The organism is Nocardia miyunensis NBRC 108239 (assembly GCF_001613065.1).
Taxonomy (GTDB): Bacteria; Actinomycetota; Actinomycetes; order Mycobacteriales; family Mycobacteriaceae; genus Nocardia; species Nocardia miyunensis.
On the sequence record NZ_BDBQ01000009.1, the window covers coordinates 109,845 to 130,694 of the forward strand.

The 20,850-nt window shown below is 67.6% G+C and carries 21 protein-coding genes; 10 read left to right on the top strand and 11 right to left on the bottom strand.

The genetic code is table 11. From position 1 onward, the window contains the following. Positions 1 to 12: 12 nt before the first annotated feature. Complete coding sequence (locus NM2_RS04980) at positions 13 to 912, top strand: LysR family transcriptional regulator (protein ID WP_067664534.1); 900 nt, start codon at positions 13 to 15, stop codon at positions 910 to 912. Between the two features lie 159 nt (positions 913 to 1,071). Here the strand turns inward: NM2_RS04980 and NM2_RS04985 are convergent, their stop codons facing one another. Further along, the gene (locus tag NM2_RS04985; protein ID WP_439956837.1) at positions 1,072 to 1,935 is read right to left on the bottom strand and encodes a sigma-70 family RNA polymerase sigma factor; all 864 of its coding nucleotides are present in this window, start codon (positions 1,933 to 1,935) and stop codon (positions 1,072 to 1,074) included. 67 nt (positions 1,936 to 2,002) lie between these two features. On the opposite strand from NM2_RS04985, the gene NM2_RS04990 reads away from it, so the two are divergent. The 3 genes from NM2_RS04990 to NM2_RS05000 all read left to right on the top strand — a co-directional run bounded on the left by NM2_RS04990 (position 2,003) and on the right by NM2_RS05000 (position 4,223). Further along, positions 2,003 to 2,413: a DoxX family protein gene (locus NM2_RS04990; RefSeq protein ID WP_067664538.1), complete on the top strand. Its 411-nt coding sequence runs from the start codon at positions 2,003 to 2,005 to the stop codon at positions 2,411 to 2,413. Positions 2,414 to 2,465: 52 nt separating this feature from the next. Beyond that, entirely contained in the window at positions 2,466 to 3,149 is a 684-nt protein-coding gene (locus tag NM2_RS47180) for a PASTA domain-containing protein (RefSeq protein WP_084530486.1), read from the top strand. Positions 3,150 to 3,251: 102 nt separating this feature from the next. Further along, positions 3,252 to 4,223, top strand: coding sequence for a serine hydrolase (locus NM2_RS05000; RefSeq protein ID WP_218025849.1), 972 nt, complete (start codon positions 3,252 to 3,254; stop codon positions 4,221 to 4,223). A gap of 53 nt (positions 4,224 to 4,276) precedes the next feature. On the opposite strand, the gene NM2_RS05005 is transcribed toward NM2_RS05000, so the two are convergent. The 4 genes from NM2_RS05005 to NM2_RS51355 are packed head-to-tail and all read right to left on the bottom strand — an operon-like array spanning position 4,277 to position 7,179. After that, positions 4,277 to 5,122, bottom strand: coding sequence for a PaaX family transcriptional regulator (locus tag NM2_RS05005; RefSeq protein ID WP_067664540.1), 846 nt, complete (start codon positions 5,120 to 5,122; stop codon positions 4,277 to 4,279). Next, a complete protein-coding gene (locus tag NM2_RS05010) occupies positions 5,103 to 6,326 on the bottom strand; it encodes a kynureninase (protein ID WP_067664542.1) in 1,224 nt (407 codons plus the stop codon). The genes NM2_RS05005 and NM2_RS05010 overlap by 20 nt, the downstream gene beginning before the upstream one ends. Further along, entirely contained in the window at positions 6,323 to 6,919 is a 597-nt protein-coding gene (locus tag NM2_RS52515) for a tryptophan 2,3-dioxygenase (protein ID WP_281182388.1), read from the bottom strand. Before NM2_RS52515 ends, NM2_RS05010 begins: the two co-directional genes overlap by 4 nt. Next, positions 6,886 to 7,179, bottom strand: a complete 294-nt coding sequence (locus NM2_RS51355) for a tryptophan 2,3-dioxygenase family protein (RefSeq protein WP_281182389.1) — start codon at positions 7,177 to 7,179, stop codon at positions 6,886 to 6,888. The genes NM2_RS52515 and NM2_RS51355 overlap by 34 nt, the downstream gene beginning before the upstream one ends. Positions 7,180 to 7,261: 82 nt before the next feature. On the opposite strand from NM2_RS51355, the gene NM2_RS05020 reads away from it, so the two are divergent. From NM2_RS05020 to NM2_RS05030, 3 genes are all read left to right on the top strand, one after another. Beyond that, positions 7,262 to 8,362: an alpha/beta hydrolase gene (locus NM2_RS05020; RefSeq protein ID WP_067664544.1), complete on the top strand. Its 1,101-nt coding sequence runs from the start codon at positions 7,262 to 7,264 to the stop codon at positions 8,360 to 8,362. Positions 8,363 to 8,428: 66 nt separating this feature from the next. Next, entirely contained in the window at positions 8,429 to 9,295 is an 867-nt protein-coding gene (locus NM2_RS05025; RefSeq protein ID WP_067664654.1) for an LLM class F420-dependent oxidoreductase, read from the top strand. A 207-nt stretch (positions 9,296 to 9,502) separates the two neighbouring features. Next, positions 9,503 to 10,519 (top strand): AurF N-oxygenase family protein, encoded by a 1,017-nt coding sequence (locus NM2_RS05030; protein WP_067664546.1) that lies wholly within the window; start codon positions 9,503 to 9,505, stop codon positions 10,517 to 10,519. A 203-nt stretch (positions 10,520 to 10,722) separates the two neighbouring features. Here NM2_RS05030 and NM2_RS05035 read toward each other — a convergent pair whose 3' ends face one another. Further along, a complete protein-coding gene (locus NM2_RS05035) occupies positions 10,723 to 11,469 on the bottom strand; it encodes a TetR/AcrR family transcriptional regulator (protein ID WP_067664548.1) in 747 nt (248 codons plus the stop codon). A 51-nt stretch (positions 11,470 to 11,520) separates the two neighbouring features. After that, positions 11,521 to 12,891 carry an ABC1 kinase family protein gene (locus NM2_RS05040; RefSeq protein ID WP_067664551.1) on the bottom strand — a complete coding sequence of 457 codons (1,371 nt, stop codon included), beginning with the start codon at positions 12,889 to 12,891 and terminating at the stop codon, positions 11,521 to 11,523. A 134-nt stretch (positions 12,892 to 13,025) separates the two neighbouring features. Between NM2_RS05040 and NM2_RS05045 the strand changes: the two genes are divergently transcribed. From NM2_RS05045 to NM2_RS05055, 3 genes are all read left to right on the top strand, one after another. Then, positions 13,026 to 13,655, top strand: coding sequence for a TetR/AcrR family transcriptional regulator (locus NM2_RS05045; RefSeq protein ID WP_067664553.1), 630 nt, complete (start codon positions 13,026 to 13,028; stop codon positions 13,653 to 13,655). A 286-nt stretch (positions 13,656 to 13,941) separates the two neighbouring features. Then, complete coding sequence (locus NM2_RS05050; protein WP_245717848.1) at positions 13,942 to 15,222, top strand: PucR family transcriptional regulator; 1,281 nt, start codon at positions 13,942 to 13,944, stop codon at positions 15,220 to 15,222. A gap of 487 nt (positions 15,223 to 15,709) precedes the next feature. Further along, entirely contained in the window at positions 15,710 to 16,258 is a 549-nt protein-coding gene (locus tag NM2_RS05055) for a P-loop NTPase family protein (protein WP_218025850.1), read from the top strand. Positions 16,259 to 16,515: 257 nt separating this feature from the next. Here the strand turns inward: NM2_RS05055 and NM2_RS05060 are convergent, their stop codons facing one another. From NM2_RS05060 to NM2_RS05075, 4 genes are read right to left on the bottom strand one after another with little or no spacing between them, the layout of a single operon-like run. Then, a complete protein-coding gene (locus NM2_RS05060) occupies positions 16,516 to 17,862 on the bottom strand; it encodes an LLM class flavin-dependent oxidoreductase (RefSeq protein WP_067664557.1) in 1,347 nt (448 codons plus the stop codon). Positions 17,863 to 17,882: 20 nt separating this feature from the next. Next, on the bottom strand, positions 17,883 to 18,875 hold the full coding sequence (locus NM2_RS05065) for an ABC transporter permease (RefSeq protein WP_084530487.1): 993 nt from the start codon (positions 18,873 to 18,875) through the stop codon (positions 17,883 to 17,885). Beyond that, positions 18,868 to 19,728 (bottom strand): ABC transporter ATP-binding protein, encoded by an 861-nt coding sequence (locus tag NM2_RS05070; protein WP_067664559.1) that lies wholly within the window; start codon positions 19,726 to 19,728, stop codon positions 18,868 to 18,870. Before NM2_RS05070 ends, NM2_RS05065 begins: the two co-directional genes overlap by 8 nt. Continuing rightward, on the bottom strand, positions 19,725 to 20,801 hold the full coding sequence (locus tag NM2_RS05075; RefSeq protein ID WP_067664561.1) for an ABC transporter substrate-binding protein: 1,077 nt from the start codon (positions 20,799 to 20,801) through the stop codon (positions 19,725 to 19,727). Before NM2_RS05075 ends, NM2_RS05070 begins: the two co-directional genes overlap by 4 nt. Positions 20,802 to 20,850: the final 49 nt, after the last annotated feature.

Here is a 20,850-nt window from a genome sequence, read left to right on the forward strand (position 1 = left end):
TAGGCTCACGGAATGGAGTTGCGTCAGATCGAATGCTTCCTGGCCTGCCGGGAGGCCGGATCGTTCACCGCGGCGGCCCGGTCACTGAATCTGGTGCAGTCCGCGGTATCGACGAGCGTGGCGAAACTCGAACGCGAACTGGGCGAACGACTGTTCGACCGAACCCCGCGCGGACTGGAACTCACCGAAGCCGGGCGCGCGATCGGCGGACCGGCCGCGGCGATGGTGCGTTCCCGCCGGGAGATCAGCGACGCGATCGCCGCCGCCCGCGGCGAGGTCCGCGGCGAGGTGATGATCGGCAATCTGATGAATATCCGTTCCCTGGACCTGGCCGCCGCCCTGGCCGATATGCATCGCCGCTATCCGGCGCTGACCCTGCAGATGCGGCAGAGCGTCTCAGGGGTGAGCGGCAATATCGCCGGACTGCTCGACGGCAGCCTCGATATCGCGCTGCTGGCCGGGTCGACCGACGAAATCCCCGGTCTGAGGCTGTTTCCGATCACCGAGGAGACGGTGGTGCTGTGCGTGCGACCGGATCATCCGCTCGCCGGGCGGCCGTTCACGCCCGACGCGCTGACGGGCGTGCGCTTCATCGACTATCCGCCGGGCTGGGGTATCCGGAGTATCGCCGATGAACGATTCCCCTTGCGCCGCACCGTCATCGAGGTGGCCGATCAGGAGTTCGCCCTCGAATTGGCCGCCCAGGACTTCGGGGTCACGCTCGTACCGCGGTCAACCGCCGAGTGCTGGGACGCCCTGATCCACCTCGAACTCGCCGATGGGCCGATCCCCTGGAAACTGGCCGTGGCGCACGACGCGCAGCGCACACCGTCGCATGCGGCGCGGATGGTTATCGAGACGCTGCGAAATCTCGAGTCGAACGCACCGGCGGGTATGCCGCGGCGGATGTGAGCCGAGACGCGTGGGTTTGCTTGTGCAGCAGCAGGATTCGTAGCCGGTAGGACGAATTGGCACCGCGCGCGGACGGTTCGGGCCCGAGCACGCCTGACGGGCACCATGAACGCCGCGCGGGCCGCTGCCCGCCGACAGTGACGAACTCCGGACCCGACCTCACTCGCCGGGCAGTGCGGCCGAGATCCGGGGGTGATCGGCGAGCACATCGATCTCGACGATTCGACCGCCTGCCACGGTGAAGGCCATGAGGGATGCCGCCTGCCCGTCGACGGTGACGAGCGCACCGGCCGCGCCGTTCACCAGGACCGGACGCAGCACCGCGCGCGGGTGTGCGAATCGCACCGCTTGGGCGGCGGCATCGTCTGATCCGCTCGTCTCCCAGAGCTTTCCGGTTCCGAGGTCACCGCGCAGGACGACGTCGGGGGCGAGCACCCGCACCAGCGCGGGGATGTCGCCACGCCGGGCGGCGGCGAAGAAGGCGTCCACGACGCGACGTTGCTCGTCCGGGTTCGCCTCGGGCGCGGGGGCCGCGCGGACTCGTCGTCGCGCCCGGCTGGCCAGTTGTCGCGTCGCCTCGGGCGAGCGGTCCAGAATCGCCGCGATCTCGCCGAACGGCACGGCGAAACTGTCGTGCAGGACGAAGGCGACCCGCTCGGCGGGATCGAGGCGGTCCAGTACCACCTGTAGCGCCAACCCGATCGAATCCGCCAGCAGCGCTTGGGTTTCCGGTGTCGTTTGACCATCCGCGGTGACGATCGGATCGGGCAGGCGAACTCCTACCGGCACCTCGTGCCGCGCACCGCGCGAGCGCAGCAGATCCAGACAGGTGTGCGCGAGCGCCGTGGTCAGCCAGCCGCCCGGGTTGCGCACCGCGTCCTCGGGCGTGCGGCGGGTGCGCAACCACACTTCTTGTAACGCGTCGTCCGCCTCGCTCACCGAACCCAGCATCCGATAGGCCATCGCCCGCAACCGGGCCCGGCTCTGCTCGAGTTCGCGCGTGAGCGAATCGGTCATTGTCACATCTGCCCGACGTCATCCGCCATAGGAGTGAGAGTTATTCGCCAGCTTAGTCAGGAGGGCCGCCGAAATGGCCGTATCGACCCAGCCGCCGTCCACCACACGCACCCGCTCGATCGCCTACTGGACCGCCACCCTGCTCATCGCCGCTGAACTCGGTGTGGGCGGGATCTGGGACGTGGCCCGCATCCCGTATGTCCGCGATCTTGTCGTACACCTGGGATATCCCACGTATTTCCTGGTGCTGCTGGGCGTCTGGAAGATCCTCGGCGCGATCGTGCTGCTGGTCCCCGGACGTGCGCTGCTGAAGGAATGGGCGTACGCGGGCGCGTTCTTCGTCTATACCGGGGCCATCGCCTCCCATCTGACCACGCGATACGCCGTCGGCGAGGTGGCCGTGCTGACGATGATGACCGCGCTGACGGTGCTGTCGTGGGCGCTGCGCCCGTCGGGCCGACGACCGGGTCCGGCTGTTCGCTGAGGGCGTGATCCGAGCCCTGGGCCGGTCGGCGGCGTCAGGATATCCTTACAGCATGGCGAAGGCGGAGATACCGGACGAGGGCGGGGCCGCGTGGCGGCGGCTCACCTCCCGTCGCGGCGGACCACGAACCGGTGACGACGCGCTGACCGCACTGGCCGATATCGGCGCGGTGCGCAGGCTGCTGGATCAATGGGAACTCGGCGCGGTGCGCATCGCGCGCCGCGGGGACAAGTCGTGGGCCGAGATCGCCACCTATCTGGGCGTGACCAGGCAGTCGGCCTGGGAGCGCTGGCGGGATCTGGATTCCGAACCCGAGCGCGACACCGCCGAGGATGTCGAATCCTCCGGTCCGGCAAAGGAATCGGGCGAGGCGGAAGTCACGGAGTGGGAGCGGGATCTGCTCGACGCGGGCGCCCGCGGTCGGCGCAGGCGCGCGAATGTCGTTGTGCCATCGGTCGTCGGGCTCGAATGGGCCGCGGCTCTGCAAGCACTCACCGGCAGGGGGCTGGCCGCCGCGAACGCCGATCCGGATGCGCCGCTGCCGGATCCGGGCGACTCGGGCTGGTTCGTCACCGATCAGAGCCCGGAATCCGGCGCCCGGGTGTCCAGCGGTGCGGCGGTGCGACTGTGGTTGCGGCGCGAGGGCGGAGCCGGTGTGCGCGAACCGCGTCAGCCGATGCCGCCGCTGCGATCGATTCCGGAGCTGCCCGAGCCGACCGGTCGGACCGCGAGCTGACCAGGCGCGGGTCGCCACCGAAACGGGCCGCCACACAGGTACTTCCAGAAAGCTTGCATCGTCGTCTCGAGGTGCGCACAGCATGGTGCCCATCAATGAGGTATGGACTCGATACTGCCGCGCTCGGCGCGACGCGGATGGCTGTGGGTTGTCGTCGGTACCAGCGCCGTCGTACCGATGATCATGGGCGTCGCCGCGGCGCCGTCGGCCCGGGCGGCGACGCACGATTCCGTTGCCGCACAGCACAATAGCGCTCCCACCGCGTCGGCGGTCGCCGTGCCGGTGCCCAGCCTGCCGATCCCCGGGCTGCCGAGCGGTTCCGCGGGAACCGCGCCCCAGGTGTCGCCCGAGGCGATGGGCCAGAAGATGCAGGCCGCGATCACCTCCGCTTCCCCGGGCACCCGGGTCGGCATCGATGTGCTCGACACCGCCACCGGCGCCACGATCGCCGACCGCGACAGTGCCCAGCAGTTCTACACCGCATCCGTGGTCAAACTGCTGATCGCCCTCGACAAGCTGAATTCACAAGGTTGGCGGACCGATCCGGCCACCACCGCGCAGCTCCAGCAGATGCTCTCGGCCAGCGACGACGATATCGCCGACAGGCTGTGGGTCGCCGACGGCCGCGGCGCGATCGTCACGCGGATGGCCGGCCTGATGCGCCTGACCGGCACCCGCGCACCGAGCGATCCCGGCCAGTGGGGTGAAACGCTCACCACCGCAAAGGATGTCGTCACCGTATACCGGTATCTCACCAGTACGGTCCCCCAACCGGCCCGCGACGTCATCATGACGGGTCTGCGGGGCGCGAAGCAGACCGCCGCCGACGGCACCGACCAGTACTTCGGCATCCCCGACGGGCTCACCGGCGCGGACTGGGCCGTCAAACAGGGCTGGATGTCATTGAACGACTCCACCACCATGGACACCACCGGACTCGTCGGCGCCGGAGCCGGGCAGCCGCTGCGTTACGTGGTCGTCGTCCTGAGTTCGCAGCCCGCGGGCATCAGCTGGACCACCGGGGGTAACGCGCTCACCGCCGGGGTACGAGTCCTGCACGGAACGGTGGACTGACTCTCCTGCGGCGCTTCGCCGGAGGCGAACATTCGCCGAACCGACACGGCGGCTCATTGCCGAAGGGTGCGAACCCATTCGCGACTGATCGCCAGGCGGCGGTCGCGGGCCGCGCCGAACAGTTCGACGCTCTGCACACCCGGCCAGTCGGCGGGCAGCATCGACGGCGGCAGACCCGGATCGATGTACGGGATGATGCGCCATTCGTCCAGCAGCGGAACGAATTCCACGAACGCCTCGCGCGGGGTGAGCTGCCGGGCTTTCGCGGATTTCGCGTGGTGCGAGAGGAATTCGCGATGACGCGCGGCGATTCCGTCCAGATCCCACCATCGGGCCGCGGCATCGGCCATCGAGTCCGGAACCACCGCCGAGGTGGCCAGGAAGGTCGTCACGCAGTCCGACAGACCAAGTGCGGCAACGATATCGGCGACCTCGGCGGCGAGGTATTCCGGCGCGATCCACAGTCCCGGCGAAACGGTTCCGCAGCCGATCCAGCCCAGCCGGCGGCGCAGCTGATGCCTTGCGGCGCGCAGGGTTTCGGGAATGGTGAACGAGATCAGCCGCCACGGGTCGGCATCGGTCATCTGCCGGAATCCGAAGATGCGGCGATCACCGCGCGCGTACATCGCCTCGGCCTGTGCGGTCAGGCGGTATCCGGCGCGGCCCTCGCGGACCGCGGACTTCAGCACGCCCCGGCGCTTGAGCCGGGTCACCGCGATCCGGGTCGCATCGGGCGCGATGCCCAACTCGCGCATCAGTTCCACGAGTTCGGCGATGGCCGCCCAGCCGCCCAGCTCGTTTCGATACGCACCCAGGACGGTGCGGATCAGCGAGGTCGCGCTGCCCGGACGGGAGTCGAAGTCGTCCAGGATCGCATGTTCAGGCGAGGAGTTCGTCACGGATCGCCAGTATGCCCGCGGCCGTCTCGCCGAAGCTCGTACTCAACGGACTCAATCCGATTCGCAGCCCGCGCGGCGGCCGGAAATCGGGAATCACGCCGCGACTCCACAGTTTTCCGGTGATCTCGGCGAATCGCGGATGATCGATGATGACGTGACCGCCGCGCCTGGCCGGATCCGGTGGTGAGCCGATCTCCACACCGAGCGGGATCAGCGCCTCGCGCACGAGATCCAGGCAATATTCGCCCAGCGCAACGGATTTCGCGCGCACGGCCGTCATGCCGACCTCGCCGATCAGCGCGAGGGTGTCCTGGATCGCCAGCATGCCCAGGATCGGCGGCGTACCGCTGATCACCTGCCGAATCCCCTGTGCCGGTTGATATCCCTGTGCCATCGCGAACGGCTGGTCACGTCCCATCCAGCCCCAGATCGGCTGCCGGAACCGGCCCTGATGCTCGGCCCGGACGTAGGCGAACGCGGGCGCTCCCGGGCCGCCGTTGAGATATTTGTAGGTGCATCCGACGGCGAGATCCACTGTCCAGGAGTCGAGTTCGAGCGGTACCGAGCCGACCGAATGACACAGGTCCAGTAACAGCAGCGCACCCGCGTCGTGCGTCACCCGCGCCGCGCCCGCGGCGTCCGCGAGATACCCCGACCGATACGCGACGTGTCCGAGCACGACCAGGGCGGTGCGTTCGGAGACGACCGCGGCCAATTCCTCGACCCCGACGCCGCCACGTGGGTCCGCTTCGATCCAGCGCAGGGTCAGTCCGTGGTCCTGCGCAATGGATTCCAGGATGTAGCGGTCGGTCGGAAAATTGTCCCGATCCACCACGATCTCGGTTCGCCCGGGCCGCAACGCGATTGCGCCGCGAGCCAGCTTGTACAGCAGGACGGTGGTCGAGTCGCCGATGGTGGTCTGCCCCGGGGCCGCGCCCAGGACGGTTTCGCCGAGCATGTCCCCGATGGTCAGCGGCAGGTCGAACCACTGCTCGTCCCAGCCGCGGATCAGCCGCCCGCCCCAGGCGTCGGTGACGAACGAGGCGATCCGCTCGGCGCTGGCCCGCAGCGGGCGCCCGAGCGAATTCCCGTCCAGGTAGGCGACCACGTCGGGATCGTCCGAGCCGACGAACAGATCGCGGCAGGCGCGCAACGGATCCCGCGCATCGAGTTCGGCCGCGCGGGTGAGCAGTGCTGTGGTCATCGACGTCCAATCTCGGTGCGGACCGCGAACAGTTCGGGAAAGAAGCTCAGCTCCAACGCTTTACGCAAGAATCCCACACCGCTCGAGCCCCCGGTGCCGGGTTTGGTCCCGATGGTGCGCAGGACGGTGCGCATGTGCCGGAAACGCCACAGCTGGAAATTCTCCTCGAGGTCGACCAGTTCCTCGAACGCCTCGTAGGCCGCCCAGTGTTCGCGATGATGTTCGTAGACGAAACCGATCAGCGGGATCAGCTCCGGATTCATCGTGTAGGGCGCGCTCACCTCGCGGGTCAGCGCGGACTCGGGTACCGCGTAGCCCAGCCGGGACAGGCGGTGCCAGAACGCGTCGTACAGGCTCGGTTCGCCGAGCAGCCCGCGTAACAGCGCGCGGGCCGCGGGGTCGGCGTCGAAGACCTCCAGCATGTCGGCGTTCTTCGCGCCCAGGACGAATTCGACCGCGCGATACTGATAGGACTGGAATCCCGAGGCGTTGCCCAGGAAATCCCGGAACTGGCCGTATTCGGTGGGTGCGAGCGTCGCCAGGACCGACCACTGTTCGGTCAGGGTCTTCTGGATGTGCTTGACCCGGGCCACGCATTTGAGCGCCGCGCCCAGGTCGTCCCGTCCAATGCCGTACGCGCGGCGAGGATTTCGTGCAGGACCAGTTTGAGCCACAGCTCGCTGGTCTGATGCTGGATGATGAACAGCAGTTCGTCGTGATGTTCGGGACGGCTCACCGGTTTCTGCGCGCTGAGCAGCGTGTCCAGATCCAGGTATTCGCCGTAGCTCAGGCGCGAACGGAAATCTCGGACGACGCCCGGTTCGATGGCCCTGCTGCCCGAATGTGCGCTCATGTCGACCTCGCCGGTGGTTCGATTACGCTCTCATATTACATAATTCTGACGGCCGCTGTATATACGTCACAAGGAGCAGCTCGTGCAGACCTCCACACGCCACGTCGACATCGTCTTCGCCCCGGCCACCGTGGCCGATCGCCGCACCGTCGCCGACTTGATCGATCGAGCACTCGATGCCCGAGGCCTGCTCGGCGACGTGGTATTCGCCCAGGACACAGCACAATTCGTCGCCGCCACGACAGCCGCGGCGCAACGCGGCGAGTTCATCGTGATTCCCGGCGACGGGGTGGAGTTCATCGCGCCGCCCACCGGAGCGATCCGCGTGGACCTCGGCCGCGCGGCCGCCGACCGGTCCAGCGCGATCCGGGCGCACATCCGCGAGCGCGGCCTCGACGGCCTGCGCTTCGCGATCGACAGCTGGTATCACCACCGCCTGCGTCCGGCCACGGTCGTGCGCTACGGCAACCATCCCGAGCAGCATGCCGACCTGCGCATCCCCGACGGACCCGGCCCATTTCCCACTGTCGCGCTGTTCCACGGCGGCTACTGGCGGTCACGCTGGGCCGCGGATCTCATGGAGGCTCTCGCCGTCGACCTGACCGCCCGGGGGTATCTCACCTGGAACGTCGAATACCGTCGTCCCGATGAACATGGTTGGGCGGCAACGACTCACGATGTCGCCGATGCCGTGCGGGCGCTCGGCCGGGTCGAGGCGGCGGATCTCGCACGCATAGTCGTGGCCGGGCATTCGGCCGGAGCACAGCTGGCCCTGCGTGCCGCGGCCGACGCGGTCGCCGCGCATGCGGCCGTGCGCCCGATTCTCGCGATCAGCCTGGCCGGCGTGTTGAACCTGCGCACGGCCGACGACCGAGGACTCAGCGAGGGGGCGACCTCCGCCGCGCTGGGCGGTCACCGGTCCGAACATCCGGAGATCTATCGACGCTCGTCGCCCATCGACCGACTGCCGCTCGGTGTCGCGCAACTGGTCGTCAGCGCAGTGCACGACGACCCGAATCTGCTGGAGATGAGCCGCGAATATCATTCCGCCGCAATGGCATTCGGTGATGCGGTGGGGTATATCGAGGGGCCGGGCAACCACTTCGCCGTCATCGACCCGGCGGACGAACTCTGGTCTAGCGTGGCGGCCGAGATCGCTCGAGCGACCAATAATGACAGATAAACTGTACAGCTTGAGCTGTTCAACCTAGACTGGCGAGCGCATCCAGCCGACGGAAGGATCATGACCATGCGCTTCGCCGTCCACTACATCGATTTCCTGCCGGGCGACCCCGCCGCCCTGGCCCCCACGCTGTCCCGCACCGCCGTCGCCGCCGAGCAGGCCGGTGCCGAGATTTTCACCCTGGCCGACCACTTCTTCCAGATGGAGGGCGTGGGCAAGGCCGAGGATCCGTTCCTCGAGGGCTATACCAGTATGGGTTTCCTGGCCGGACGGACCGAGAAGATCACCCTGACCATGCTGGTCACCGGCGTCACCTACCGCTACCCGGGCCTGCTGGCCAAGATCGCCACCACCCTGGACGTGCTCTCCGGCGGCCGATCCATGCTGGGCCTGGGCGCGGCCTGGTACGAACGTGAGCACACCGCGCTGGGCGTGCCGTATCCGCCGCTGCGCGACCGGTTCGAGATGCTCGAGGAGACCCTGCAGATCTGCTTGCAGATGTGGAGCGACAACGACGGCCCCTACCGGGGCAAACACTATCAACTCGCCGAGACCATCTGTCAGCCGCAGCCGATTCGCCGCCCGCCGATCGTGCTCGGCGGCAGTGGCGAGAAGAAGACCTTGCGCATGGTCGCCCAGTACGCCGATGTCTGGCACACCAACGCACCGGTACCCGAACTGCCGCACAAGATCGAGGTGCTGCACCGGCACTGCGCGAACGTGGACCGCGATCCGTCCGAAATCCGCATGCACACAGGACATTTCACCGATCCGTTCACGGACACCGACGCCTACCTGAAGAACGCGGAGGCGTGCGCCGCACTGGGATTCGACCTGCTCAACGTCGGCCCGCTGCCGGGCACCCCGGATCCTGCCGGCTGGGTCGAGCGATTCGGCGAGCAGATCGCACCCCGCCTCGCCGAGATCGGCTGATCAGGCCCCGGCGAACGCCCCGCGATACGCGGCGGCCGGATGGGACTGCGGCAACCGGTCCCGTCCGGTGCGACCGGCTATCTCCAGGCATCCGAGCACAATGGGATTGTGTGAGACCCCGAGTCCCATATATTCTCTAGGCAGGAGCCGGTGCATCGCGCCCGCAGGAACCGGGGCGGATCACCGGCACGGCTGGAGGAGGCACCGATGACGTTGTCCGATACCGGGCGCGCCGACCCGTTCGGCGCGCACTACCGCGACATGCTGGCGACACTGTCCGATGGGTCGGTGCACCGGAACTTCGATCCTTATCTCGACATCGATTGGGACAGTCCGGAATTGGCGATCGATCCGGACGATCCGCGCTGGGTGCTCGATCCGGAGATCGATCCGCTCGGCGCGACCGAGTGGTATCGGGCGCTGCCGCTGGAACGGCAGATCGAGATCGGCAGATGGCGCGTGGCCAATGTGGTCAAGGTCGGCCTGGCCTTCGAGACGGTGCTGATCCGCGGGCTGATGCAGTACGTGCTCAAACTGCCCAACGGGGCGCCGGAGTTCCGGTACTGCATGCACGAGATGACCGAGGAGTGCAACCACATCCAGATGTTCCAGGAGCTGGTGAACCGGATCGGCGTCGACGTCCCCGGTATGCGGCCGGCCTTCCGGGCGCTGTCGCCGTTCATCGGCGTCGCGGGCGGATATGCGCACGTCATCCTGGTCATCGGGATCCTGGGCGGCGAGGAGCCCATCGACCACTACCAGAAGGCGATGATCCGGGCCGGGGACCGGCTGCCGCCCGCGGTGCTGCGCACGATGCAGATCCACATCGCCGAGGAGGCGCGGCACATCTCGTTCGCCCACGAATTCCTCACCGCCCATATCGAGAAGCTGAGTCCGTCCGGAAAAGCGGTGTGCGCGTTGGCGTTCCCACTGGCCATGCGCTGGCTGGCCGGTGAGATCATGACCCCGCCGAAATCCTTCGCCACCCGCTTCGGCATCCCCCGCGAGGTCTTCCGCGAGGCGTTCTGGCAAGCGCCGCAGTCCCGCCGGATCCTGGCCGGCTACTTCGACGACGTCCGCAAACTGGCCGACGACCTGGGCCTGCGCCCCCGGCTGGCCCGCAAGGTCTGGCAACTGCTGCACATCGACGGCGACTCGTCCCGCTACCGCAGCGAACCGCCCCGCCGCCTCAACCCGCCGACCGCCCACCCCGCCGCGTCCTGAGGCCACCGGACCGCACCCGCCGTACGACCCGTCTCGGTCGCGCAGCAAGGTCAGCGTCTCGATGCCGACTCGCGCGCCGAGGCCCGGCAGGGCGCCCGCCCACCGAAGTTGGCGACGGTGATTCGAATCGTAATGCGGCCGAACGGGATTCAGTGGTTCGAGCCGGTTCGGACCGCGAACGCACCGGGCCCGATCGGGAGCCCCTAGCGGCAACGTGTGTGAGGCTCGGGCTCCGGTGCGGCCAGGGCTTCGATGAGTTGGAGCAGCGGCATGTCCGGGTCGAGCTGGACGCCGTGGGCGCGCGCCACGCCGTCCAGGACGCTCCAGGCGTAGCCTGCCAGTTCGGCGATCAGGCGGTGGCGCGGCAGGGGCGGCTTCTGCTCGCGGGACCAGCGGGTGACCGTGGCCTCGGTCATCGAGACGATGGCGAACGTCATGGTGTCGACCACCGGCGGATCGGCGACGCCGACCACGCCGCCCAGGCCGGCCACCAGGCGCGCGGCACGGCGGGTGATGCTGCTGAGCAGGCCGCTGAGGGCATCGCTGCCCTCGTCGTCGCCCTCGGCGGGACCGGTGCGCAGGAATTCGTGCAGGCGCGGATGGTCGCAGATCCAATCGACGACCACACTCACCGCGCGGGCGAGGATCTCGCTGATCGAGCCGTCACCGATGTCCAGGGCCGCGTCCAGGGCGTCGGTGAAACGGTCGCCGATCACCGAACGCACCCGCCGGTCGAGTTCCTCACGGCCCGAGAACTGCCGGTACAGTACGGATTTGGCCAATCCCGCGCGAGCGGCGATCTGCCGGGCGGAGATGTCCGCACCGGCGGGGGCCTCCTCCACCAGCTCGATGGCCGCCTGAACGATCCGCGCCCGGCGTTGGTCGTTGTGCGGCTGCCAGCGCGCCTGTCGTCCGCCCGCCACCTCCGGGGACGCCGCTGCTGTGGACACCCCAGAAGTGTAGGCCGCGCCCGCCCGGCGCCCATACCTGTCGGGCGGACTTCAGCGGGTATCCCGCCAGCGCGCGATCGCGCGCCCGATCTCGGTCACCGGCGGTTCGCGGTACATCCACTCCCGGGCCAGCCGATGCCAGTTGTTCGTGCAGTTCAGCTGACCCAGCGCGGCCAGGGTGAACAGATCCACCCGGCGCGAGAACACGTGTTCGGGCGGCAGCCGCTGACTGCGCATCCCGCGGAACTCCGCCGAGCGCGGATCGATCGCGAGAACCACCGCGCCGGTGGCGAATTCGGGGTCGAGGGTGATCTCCTCGTCGAGCAGATGCCAGCCGGTCGCGGCCCAGACGTAATCGAGGCATTCCTGAACGGTCACACCCGAATCCGGATCGATGATCTCCCGGCTCACCCACCCGTCGTACAGATCTTCGCCGCGATGTTCGGCCGCGGCCTGCAGAGCCGCGCGTTCGAGCTCGACATGCGCTGGATCCATGCTGTGGTAGAGCCCGAAATCCACGAAGGCCAGGCGGCCGTCCGCGGCGAGCAGGATATTGCCCGGATGCGGATCGCCGCAGAATTCGTAGTCGGTGAACACCGGATCGATGTAGAAGCGGTAGATCAGCTCGCCGAGGCGATCGCGATCGGCGCCGGGCAGCTCCCGCAGGCTGTCGAAGGACCGCCCGTCGACGAATTCGGTCACCAGAACGCTTGGGCCGCAATGCTCTTCGATACTGTCCGGCACCACGATGTAAGGATGGCCCCGATAACGTTCGGCCACCCGATGCTGATTGCGGGCCTCGCGCGGATAGTCGAGTTCACTGCCGATGTTGTCGGCGATCTCGTCCAGGACGTCACTGTCGGCCGCACTCGGCAGGATAGATCTCCAGAGCCTGCTGAACATGGCGAGATTGCGCATATCCGCCTCGACGGCCTCGTCCACACCCGGATATTTGACCTTGACCGCGACCTCGCGGCCGTCGCGCAATCTCGCGCGGTAGACCTGCCCGATCGAGGCCGCCGCGATCGCGGTCTCGTCGAAGTCCGCGAACACTCGCCGCAGCGAGCCCAGATCGTCCTCGATCACCGCCCGCATCCGGTCGAACGGCACCTCCGGCGCATGGTCGCGCAGCTCGGCGAGCTTGCCGCGGAACATCTCCCGGTGTTCGGCGGGCAGCAGATCGACGTCCAGGACCGAGAGCATCTGGCCCAGTTTCATCGCCGCGCCGCGCAACCCGCCGAGCACGGTGACCAGTTGCTGCGCCGCCTGCAGGGTGGACCGTTCGGCCAGGACCTGCCGGGCCTGCTCGGTGCGGCCCAGCATGGCCAACCGCGTGCCGACCCCGCGGATGGTCTGCTCCGCGGCCAGCCTGCCCAGCTTGCCGCCGCGCGCGAGACGTCCCTTGGGCACCCGAGCATTCATTGTCCGAACCTCCCTCGCCCGCGGCGCGACGCGCGGGTGCGCCACACTCTTCGCAAATTTCCCGATATCGGCAACTCGAGCCCGTCTAAGCTGAGCACCGCTCATCTTCTCCGACCGCAGGCAGGAGGGTAGCGATGCCGCCGAAGGCTGTTGGCCAGCGTCGCCGTCCGACCCAGGAACGGGCCAGGGCGACCAGGGAACTCATCCTGGACACCGCCGCCCGGCTGTTCGGCGAGCGCGGTATCGCCGACACCTCCACCAACCGGATCGCGGCCGAGGCCGGGATCAGCATCGGCACCGTCTACCGCTACTTCTCCGATCGCGCGGTCATCGTCGAGGAATTGCTGCGCCGCCTGCTCGAGAGCGTCGAACAGCGGCTCACCCAGCACGCGCTGGGCCTGTCGGATCGGTCGATCCTGGAACAGGTGACCCGCATCCTGGAGGTCATCACCGACGAACTGGTGGACAACGCCCGGCTGGTGCGCGCCCTGGTGGCGGGAGTTCAGTTCTACAACAGCGGAATTCCCGAATTCGAGCCCCGATTGCGGTTGCTGGTCAAGGTGATGGTCATCCAGATCCTGGGCCCCGGGGACGATCACCGTTACGACGTGACCAGCTTCGTGCTGATGAACACCTGTTTCGCCGCCGTGCTGCGCGCCTCGGCCCTCGAGGTGGACAGCACCGAACGGCACGAGGCGATCGCGATGACCGCGCAGATGATCGCGGCCTGGTGCGATGCCCAGATCGCCGCGCAGGCCGCGTGATACGCGGCGGATCGTTTCTCGCACAGGGGATGCCAAAGATGAGCACTCTGCCATCTCTCCGGTCGAAAGCCACTCCGGAAGGGTGCACCAGCACCATCATCTCCCCTGGTAGAGAACATAATTAGCGCCCGCTGAGAATTGTTCGAAGAGGAGTAGAAGGTGAGTTACCGCTCGGATTACCGTCTTCGATAGGGCTGACGCCCGGTTACAGCAAAGCAGCGCTGCCCGGTCCGACGCCCGCCCCGCGCGCAATCGGCGCGGGGACGACGGTGACAGGAGGTCACAGGTGACGATCGACAGCCTCGCCCGCCCCGAACCGGACATGGTGAGACAACCCATGTCCCCGTCGGTACGCGATGTCGACACACTCACCCGCACCGTGCTCGCCCGCCTCGCCGAATCCGCCGAGATATCCGAACAGGCCGAACAGTTCATCTCCGCGGATCTCAAAGCCATCGTGCGGGCCTGCGCCGAGTTGATGATCCAGGGCATGAACGGCGGCCCGCTCCCCTGCCCCGCCGAACGTCTGGAGAGCGCGGCGGCCGGATGCGCCCGCGCCGAGATTCCGATCGATGCGGTCCTGTCCGCGGTGCGCGCGGGATTCACCGTGGCGCTCGAGCAGATGTTCGCGCGCACGAGTCCGGCGAACGCGCACGGCGTGCACACGGCCACCACCACGATCCTCGAGCTGTCGAAGGTGTTCAACTCCGCGGTCGGCACGGCGTATGTGCGCGAGCGTCGCGCCGAGGCCGCCGAACAGCAGACCGCGGCGCACAGTCTGACCTCCGCGCTGCTCGCCGGGACCAGCACCGCGACGGCCGGTGCACGCGAATTACCGGTCGCCGACAGGTATTTCGTCCTCGCCGTGGGCCTCGCGGCCCATCCCGACGAGACCCGGCCGCATCTGGACCGCCGGGTCGTCGCGCGGCGCAAGCTGCGGCGGGTGCAGGCCGAGCTGGCGACCGCGCTCGGGGGCCGGGCGTTGTCCCTGTTGTCCGTGGACGGCGGCACCGTTCTCGTACCGTCCACGGCCGCAACCGATTCCGAGCTCGACGGTCTGGTCGGCGGCCTGTCCGGGGCGGCCCAGACGCCGATCACGGTCACGGTCGTGACCGCCCGGCCGCACGAGGTGCCCGGCGCGGCCCACCTGGCCCACGAATTGCTGGACACCGTGCAGCATCTGGGCCTGGGCCCCGGCCTGTACCGGTTCACCGAACTGGCCCTGCAATATCAACTGACCCGCCCCGGAACCGCCCGTGACGCACTCGAAACCCGGCTGAACCCACTGGACGAACACCCCGATCTGCTGGAGACCCTGCGGATCTACATCGCCGCCAACCTCAGCCGCGTCCGAACCGCCCGCCTGCTGGACGTACACCCGAACACCGTGGACTACCGCCTGCGCCGCATCGCGGGCCTCACCGGCTTCGACCCCGCCCAGACCACGGGCCTGTGGTACCTGCATTCGGCCCTGGTGGCACGCATGGGCCGACACCCGAGCCCCGCGGCCCCGCTCCGGATTCCGCCTGGCCACAATGCGGACCGACTCGACAGCGACTGCGCCTGATCCACCGCGAGCTGCATGTGCGGCAACGTATTTGCTCAATGCCCCCGTCAAGTCCGGTGCGCCCTCTCGACAGCAACAGAGCCCGAATTGCCGAGACCGATTCTCCGCCAACATATCCGCGAAAAGCGGCCCCTTCAACCTTTCGGCAGCAACAGAGCCCGGCCCCGCCGCGAACCGTCTGTCCGCCAACATATCCGAGCACAGCGGCGCTCGCCCCCAACGAACGATTTCGACCAGCCTCGCAGTTCGAGACGCATGGAAGCGGAGCACATCTGGGTAGCTACAACACCTTGTCGGCAGACGGCTCCGCTCCACGACGCCCGGTCGAGGTACCCTCTGTCCGGAGGTGACGACAACGTCGGCCCGGCCGATTCGGAGCTACCCGAAGGGGGCGTATGCGCAGGTTCGACGCCACGGGCAGGCGCGAATCACCATGGTCCGCTTCGGCATGCCGCGCCGGTGACCGCTGCGGCCGGGTGAGCCGACGGTGAGCCGACGGCGAATCTCCGTGGTCGGCGCGGCCGGATCGGGTAAGAGCACGCTGGCCCGGCGGATCTCCCGGCAACTGGGCGTACCGTATATCGAACTCGACGCCATCCATCACCAGCCGGGCTGGACGCCGATGCCCGAGAACGAATTCCGCGCCGCGGTCGCCGAGCGGATCGCCTGCGAGGCATGGGTGAGCGACGGCAACTATCGCGGCAAACTCGGAGATCTGGTGTGGCGCAACGCCGATACCGTGGTCTGGTTCGATCTGCCGCGCCCGCTGGTCGCTCTGCAGCTCATTCGCCGGACGCTCGGGCGCGTGATCACCCGGCGCGTGCTGTGGAACGGCAACCGGGAAAGCTGGCGCGACATCTTCACCCTCGATCCCGAACGATCGATCATCGTCTGGTCCTGGACGTCCCACCCCGCCCTGCGAGCACGCTACGTTGCCGCGCAAACCGATCCCGCCTGGCGGCACCTCGAATTCGTCCGCATCCGGTCACATCGCGACGCCGACGCCTTTCTCGACGAACTCCGCCACTCGGGATGAATCGCTCGAGTGGTTCGGAGACGGCTGCGGCCAAACCGCCGCCCCAGCAACCGTTCCATAATTTCCGGATGGAAACCTTTGCGGCGTAGGCGAACTCGACCTACTGAGATGCCGTCAGCCACCTCCGAAGTCGGTCGATCGGAATCCGGCGATAGTCGGAATCGGACCTGCCAACGCGGCTCCCGACAGCCCGCGGCGACCTGGCCACCGCCCGGTATCCGTTCCTTCGAACGGACACCGTTGCGGCAGAACAGGACTCAGGCGCCCGCAGCGGTCCGGACCGGGGTGAACCGGCTCTCAACGGGGTCCAGCCCGTAGTGACCGCGCAGGGTGGTGGCGGTGTATTCGGTCCGGAAGAGGCCGCGCTGCTGCAGGATCGGCACGACGCGGTCCACGAAATCGGTCAGGCCGCCCGGTAGATAAGGCGGCATGATGTTGAATCCGTCGGCCGCGCCGCCCTCGAACCAGCTCTGCAACTCGTCGGCGATCTGCTCCGGGGTCCCGGCGAAGCTGCGATGACCGCGGCCGCCGCCGAGTTTGCCGATCAACTGCCGCACGGTCAGGTCCTCACGTTCGGCGAGGTCCTTCACCAGGGTGAATCGGCTCTTACCGCCCTGGATGTCACTCTCGGCGGGCAGCGGCGGCAGCGGCGCGTCCAGGGCGTGCTCGGTCAGGTCGACGCCCAGCATGCTCGACAGTTGCCGCAGCGCGTAATCGGGTGAGATCAGATCGGTGAACTCCTGTTCCAGCGCCCGCGCCTGCTCGGGGGTGTCGGCGATGAACGGAACCAGGCCGGGCAGCACCTTGAGTTCGTCGGGCGAGCGGCCGTACCGGGCCAGTCTGGACTTCAGGTCGCGGTAGAAGACACGTCCCTCCTCGAGGGTGCGCTGCGCGGTGAACACCGCCTCGGCGTGCCGCGCGGCGAATTCCTTTCCGCTCTCCGATGATCCGGCCTGCACCAGCAGCGGGCGGCCCTGCGGGCTGCGGGGTGAATTCAACGGGCCGCGCACCCGGAATCGCTCACCCCGGTAATCGACCGTGTGCACCTTGTCCGGATCGGCGAAGACGCCCGATTCGGTATCGAGCCGGATCGCCTCGGATTCCCAGCTGTCCCAGAGGTTCAGCGCGACATCGAGGAATTCCTCGGCCCGTTCGTACCGTCGCGCGTGCTCGGGAATGGCGTCGTAACCGAAGTTGTACGCCTCCTCGGCATTACCGGAGGTGACGATATTCCATCCGGCCCGCCCGTGACTGATGTGATCGAGCGAGGTGAATTTGCGTGCCAGATTGAACGGTTCGTTGTAGCTGGTGGACGCGGTGGCGATCAGCCCGACGTGCTCGGTGGCCGTCGCGATCGCCGACAGCAGGGTGATCGGTTCGAACACCGCCGGTGCGTTGCGCTCGATGCGCGGGCCCACGGCCAGGTTGTCGGCGAAGAACACCGAATCCAGCCGGCCGCGTTCGGCGATGCGGCCCAGCTCCCGGAAGTGCTCGACGTCCAGTAGCCGATGTTCCGCGGTGCGCGGATGCCGCCAGGCGGCTTCGTGGTGCCCGACGCCCATCAGGAAGGCGTTGATGTGAAAGGTTCTGCCGCGTTGGGGCATCGATGTGAATCCTTCGTTATCTACTGAGAACTGGTGCGCCAACGAGAAAGTCGGCGTTCGACGGCGATGAGTGCGCCGTTGAAGACCAGTCCCACCAAGGCGATGGCGACGATGCCCGCGTACATGTCGGGGATCTGGAAGTTCTGCTGCGCGGCGGTGATCAGATAGCCGAGTCCCGCTCGCGCGCCGACCATCTCGGCCGCGATCAGCACCAGGATCGCGCCCGAGGCCCCCATCCGCAGACCGGTGAAGATCGAGGGCAGCGCGGAGGGCAGGATCACCTTCCAGAACAGCCGAATCGAGGAGAATCCCAGTGACACAGCGGATTTCACCAGCAGCGGATCTGCCGTTCGGACACCGGTGATGGTGTTCAGCATGATCGGGAAGAATCCGGCGTAGACCACCAGCGCGACCTTCGAGGTCTCCCCGATCCCCAGGACCAGGATGAACACCGGCAGCAGGGCCAGCGCGGCGGTGTTGCGGAACAGTTCCAGGATCGGCCCGAGGAAATCGGCCACCGGCCGGAACCATGCGATCGCCACGCCGACCGGCACACCGATTACCACGGCCAGCGCGAATCCGGTGAGCGAGCGACTCAAGCTCGCCGAGATGTGCTCCCACATCTGCCCGTCGCGGACCAATTCCACGAACGCCTGCGCGACCGTCGAGAACGGCGGCAGAAAGATCTCGTCGACCAGTCCGATGCGAGGCGCGACCTCCCAGATCGCGAGGAACAGCACGATCGCGACCAACGGCTTGCCGAACCGCCACACGGTCCGGCCGAAGCCGCGTGCCAGCCGCGCGCCGGTGAGCCGGGACGCATCGGTCCGGGACGGCGCGGACTTCTCCGTCACGACGGCCGCGGCGGCCCCTGCCGCGCCGGTGTCCACGACGCCGATCCGCGAGGCGTCCGGCTGTTCCGCAGCGCGCGAGGGCGTGGCCGCCCCCGGCGCTCGCGCGGTCTCCGATTCGGTCTCGATCGTGCGATCGGCGATGGTTCGTGCGCTAGACATGAGCGGCTCTCCCGTCGGGTCCCTGTTCGGCCGTGGCGACGCCGCCGAGTTGTTCGACTCGGGCGACCTCGCTCTGCAACAGCGTCCAGATGTGGTGACGAATCTCCCGGAAACGCTCGGAGGAGCGAATATCCGTGTCCTCGGCAGGATCCGGATCCTCCCGGCGCTCGAGATCGATGTCGACGATCGCCTTGATCCGGCCGGGACGTGAGGTGAGCACCGCGACGCGCTGACCGAGATACACCGCTTCGTCGATACCGTGGGTGATGAACAGAATGGTCTTGCCGGTGCTGCGCCAGATCCGTAACAGCTCGTCCTGCAACGTCTCCCGGGTCTGGGCGTCCAGGGCGGCGAACGGCTCGTCCATCAGCAGCACCTCCGGGTCGAAGGCGAGGCTGCGCGCGATCGCCACGCGCTGCTTCATCCCGCCGGACAACTCGTGCGGATACCGGTCGCCGAATCCGTTCAGCCCCACCAGTTCCAGATAGTGCTCGGCGATCGAGCGACGCTCACGACGGCGAATTCCCTTGGCCTCCAGGCCGAATTCGATATTGCCCCGCGCGGTGCGCCACGGCAGCAGCGCGTACTGCTGGAATACGATGCCGCGGTCCAGGCCCGGTCCGGTGATCGGCCGCCCGTCCAGCAGCAACTGCCCACCGCTGGGCTTGCTCAGGCCGCCCAGCAGATCCAGCAGTGTCGATTTACCCGAACCGCTCGGACCGACCAGCACGAGGAACTCACCCTCGGTCAGCTCGAGGCTCACGTCCTCCAGCGCGGTGAAACTATCCCGCTCGCCACGCACCCGGAACTCCTTGCGCACTCCGTCGAGGACGAGTTTGGCCGGCGTGCTCATTTCGCCACCTCTTCACCGTTGGGGCCGCTGTTCGGCGGATACTTGCCGTTGGCGTAGGGATTGAATTCATTGGTGTAGATGTCTTTCGCCGCGACCTTGCCCGCCGGCAACTGCTTGTTGCGCACCAGCCAATCGATCCAGATCTGCAGTTCCCGCTCCGCGATCACCGCTCCGGGAACGGGGATGCCGGAGCTCTTGTAGTACTTCAGCAGACCGGAGTTCTCGTTGCGGCCGCGCTTGTGGATGATGTCGGCGAAACGAGCCACCACCTGATCACGCGGGGTCAGTTGCAGCCAGCGGGTGGCACGGGCGGTGCCCTGCACGAAATCCCGGACCGCGTCCGGGTGCTGCGCGATGAAGTCCTTGCGGAAGACGTATGTGCCGTAATCGAATTGGCCGAACAGATTCTTGTCGGTGTAGAGCGTGTGCACACCGCCGCGAGCGACGGCCGTCTCCAGGTACACGCCCTGGAGAGCGGCCACGTCGATCTGTCCGGTGCGCAACGCCTCCTCGGTGCTGGTGGGCGGCAACACCACGAATTGGACCTGCGCGATCTCCGGTTCGCTGAGCCCCTGCTCGTGCAACCACTCACGGGTGATGAACTCGTGATGCGCGCCGAGGGTGTTGACACCGACCTTCTTGCCGATCAGGTCCCGAGCGGTCTTGATTCCCGAGTCGTCGCGCACGAAATAACCGGTGTAGGACTTCTCGTCCGCGCCGTACGAGCTGAGCACCGAGGTGACCGGCGCCCCACCGGCGATCAGTTTGACCACCGCGCCGTTGAACGCGCTGCCGAATTCGACCTGTTTGGTGGCCGCGGCCTGGATGTTCGCCGGGCCACTGGTCGTATCGCCCAGCCACTGCAATTGAATCTTGGAAAAGTACCCCAGATCCGCGGCCAGCTCGTAGGGCTGGACGGTACCGGTGGCGCCCTGGTAGCGCAGGATGGTCTTACCGTCTGCGGTGGTGCTCACCCCGTGGGTACCGCAGGCGCTGAGCACGGCGACGACGAGCGGGACAAGAGTGCAGGCGATTGCGCGCATCGCGCGGGACCGCCGTAATCGGAACAGCATCAACTGGTACTTTCACTGAATACGCTTGTGGTAGAGCGTGTCTGGATCG

What these genes read in the sequence shown, in the direction of transcription:
- NM2_RS47180 (WP_084530486.1), top strand. Translation starts at nt 2,466, where the DNA reads ATGGCGAAGGCGGAGATACCGGACGAGGGCGGGGCCGCGTGGCGGCGG.
- NM2_RS05075 (WP_067664561.1), bottom strand. Translation starts at nt 20,801, where the DNA reads ATGCTGTTCCGATTACGGCGGTCCCGCGCGATGCGCGCAATCGCCTGC.
- NM2_RS04990 (WP_067664538.1), top strand. Translation starts at nt 2,003, where the DNA reads ATGGCCGTATCGACCCAGCCGCCGTCCACCACACGCACCCGCTCGATC.
- NM2_RS05045 (WP_067664553.1), top strand. Translation starts at nt 13,026, where the DNA reads ATGCCGCCGAAGGCTGTTGGCCAGCGTCGCCGTCCGACCCAGGAACGG.
- NM2_RS05025 (WP_067664654.1), top strand. Translation starts at nt 8,429, where the DNA reads ATGCGCTTCGCCGTCCACTACATCGATTTCCTGCCGGGCGACCCCGCC.
- NM2_RS04980 (WP_067664534.1), top strand. Translation starts at nt 13, where the DNA reads ATGGAGTTGCGTCAGATCGAATGCTTCCTGGCCTGCCGGGAGGCCGGA.
- NM2_RS05000 (WP_218025849.1), top strand. Translation starts at nt 3,252, where the DNA reads ATGGACTCGATACTGCCGCGCTCGGCGCGACGCGGATGGCTGTGGGTT.
- NM2_RS05030 (WP_067664546.1), top strand. Translation starts at nt 9,503, where the DNA reads ATGACGTTGTCCGATACCGGGCGCGCCGACCCGTTCGGCGCGCACTAC.
- NM2_RS05040 (WP_067664551.1), bottom strand. Translation starts at nt 12,891, where the DNA reads ATGAATGCTCGGGTGCCCAAGGGACGTCTCGCGCGCGGCGGCAAGCTG.
- NM2_RS05070 (WP_067664559.1), bottom strand. Translation starts at nt 19,728, where the DNA reads ATGAGCACGCCGGCCAAACTCGTCCTCGACGGAGTGCGCAAGGAGTTC.
- NM2_RS51355 (WP_281182389.1), bottom strand. Translation starts at nt 7,179, where the DNA reads ATGAGCGCACATTCGGGCAGCAGGGCCATCGAACCGGGCGTCGTCCGA.
- NM2_RS05060 (WP_067664557.1), bottom strand. Translation starts at nt 17,862, where the DNA reads ATGCCCCAACGCGGCAGAACCTTTCACATCAACGCCTTCCTGATGGGC.
- NM2_RS05065 (WP_084530487.1), bottom strand. Translation starts at nt 18,875, where the DNA reads ATGTCTAGCGCACGAACCATCGCCGATCGCACGATCGAGACCGAATCG.
- NM2_RS05010 (WP_067664542.1), bottom strand. Translation starts at nt 6,326, where the DNA reads ATGACCACAGCACTGCTCACCCGCGCGGCCGAACTCGATGCGCGGGAT.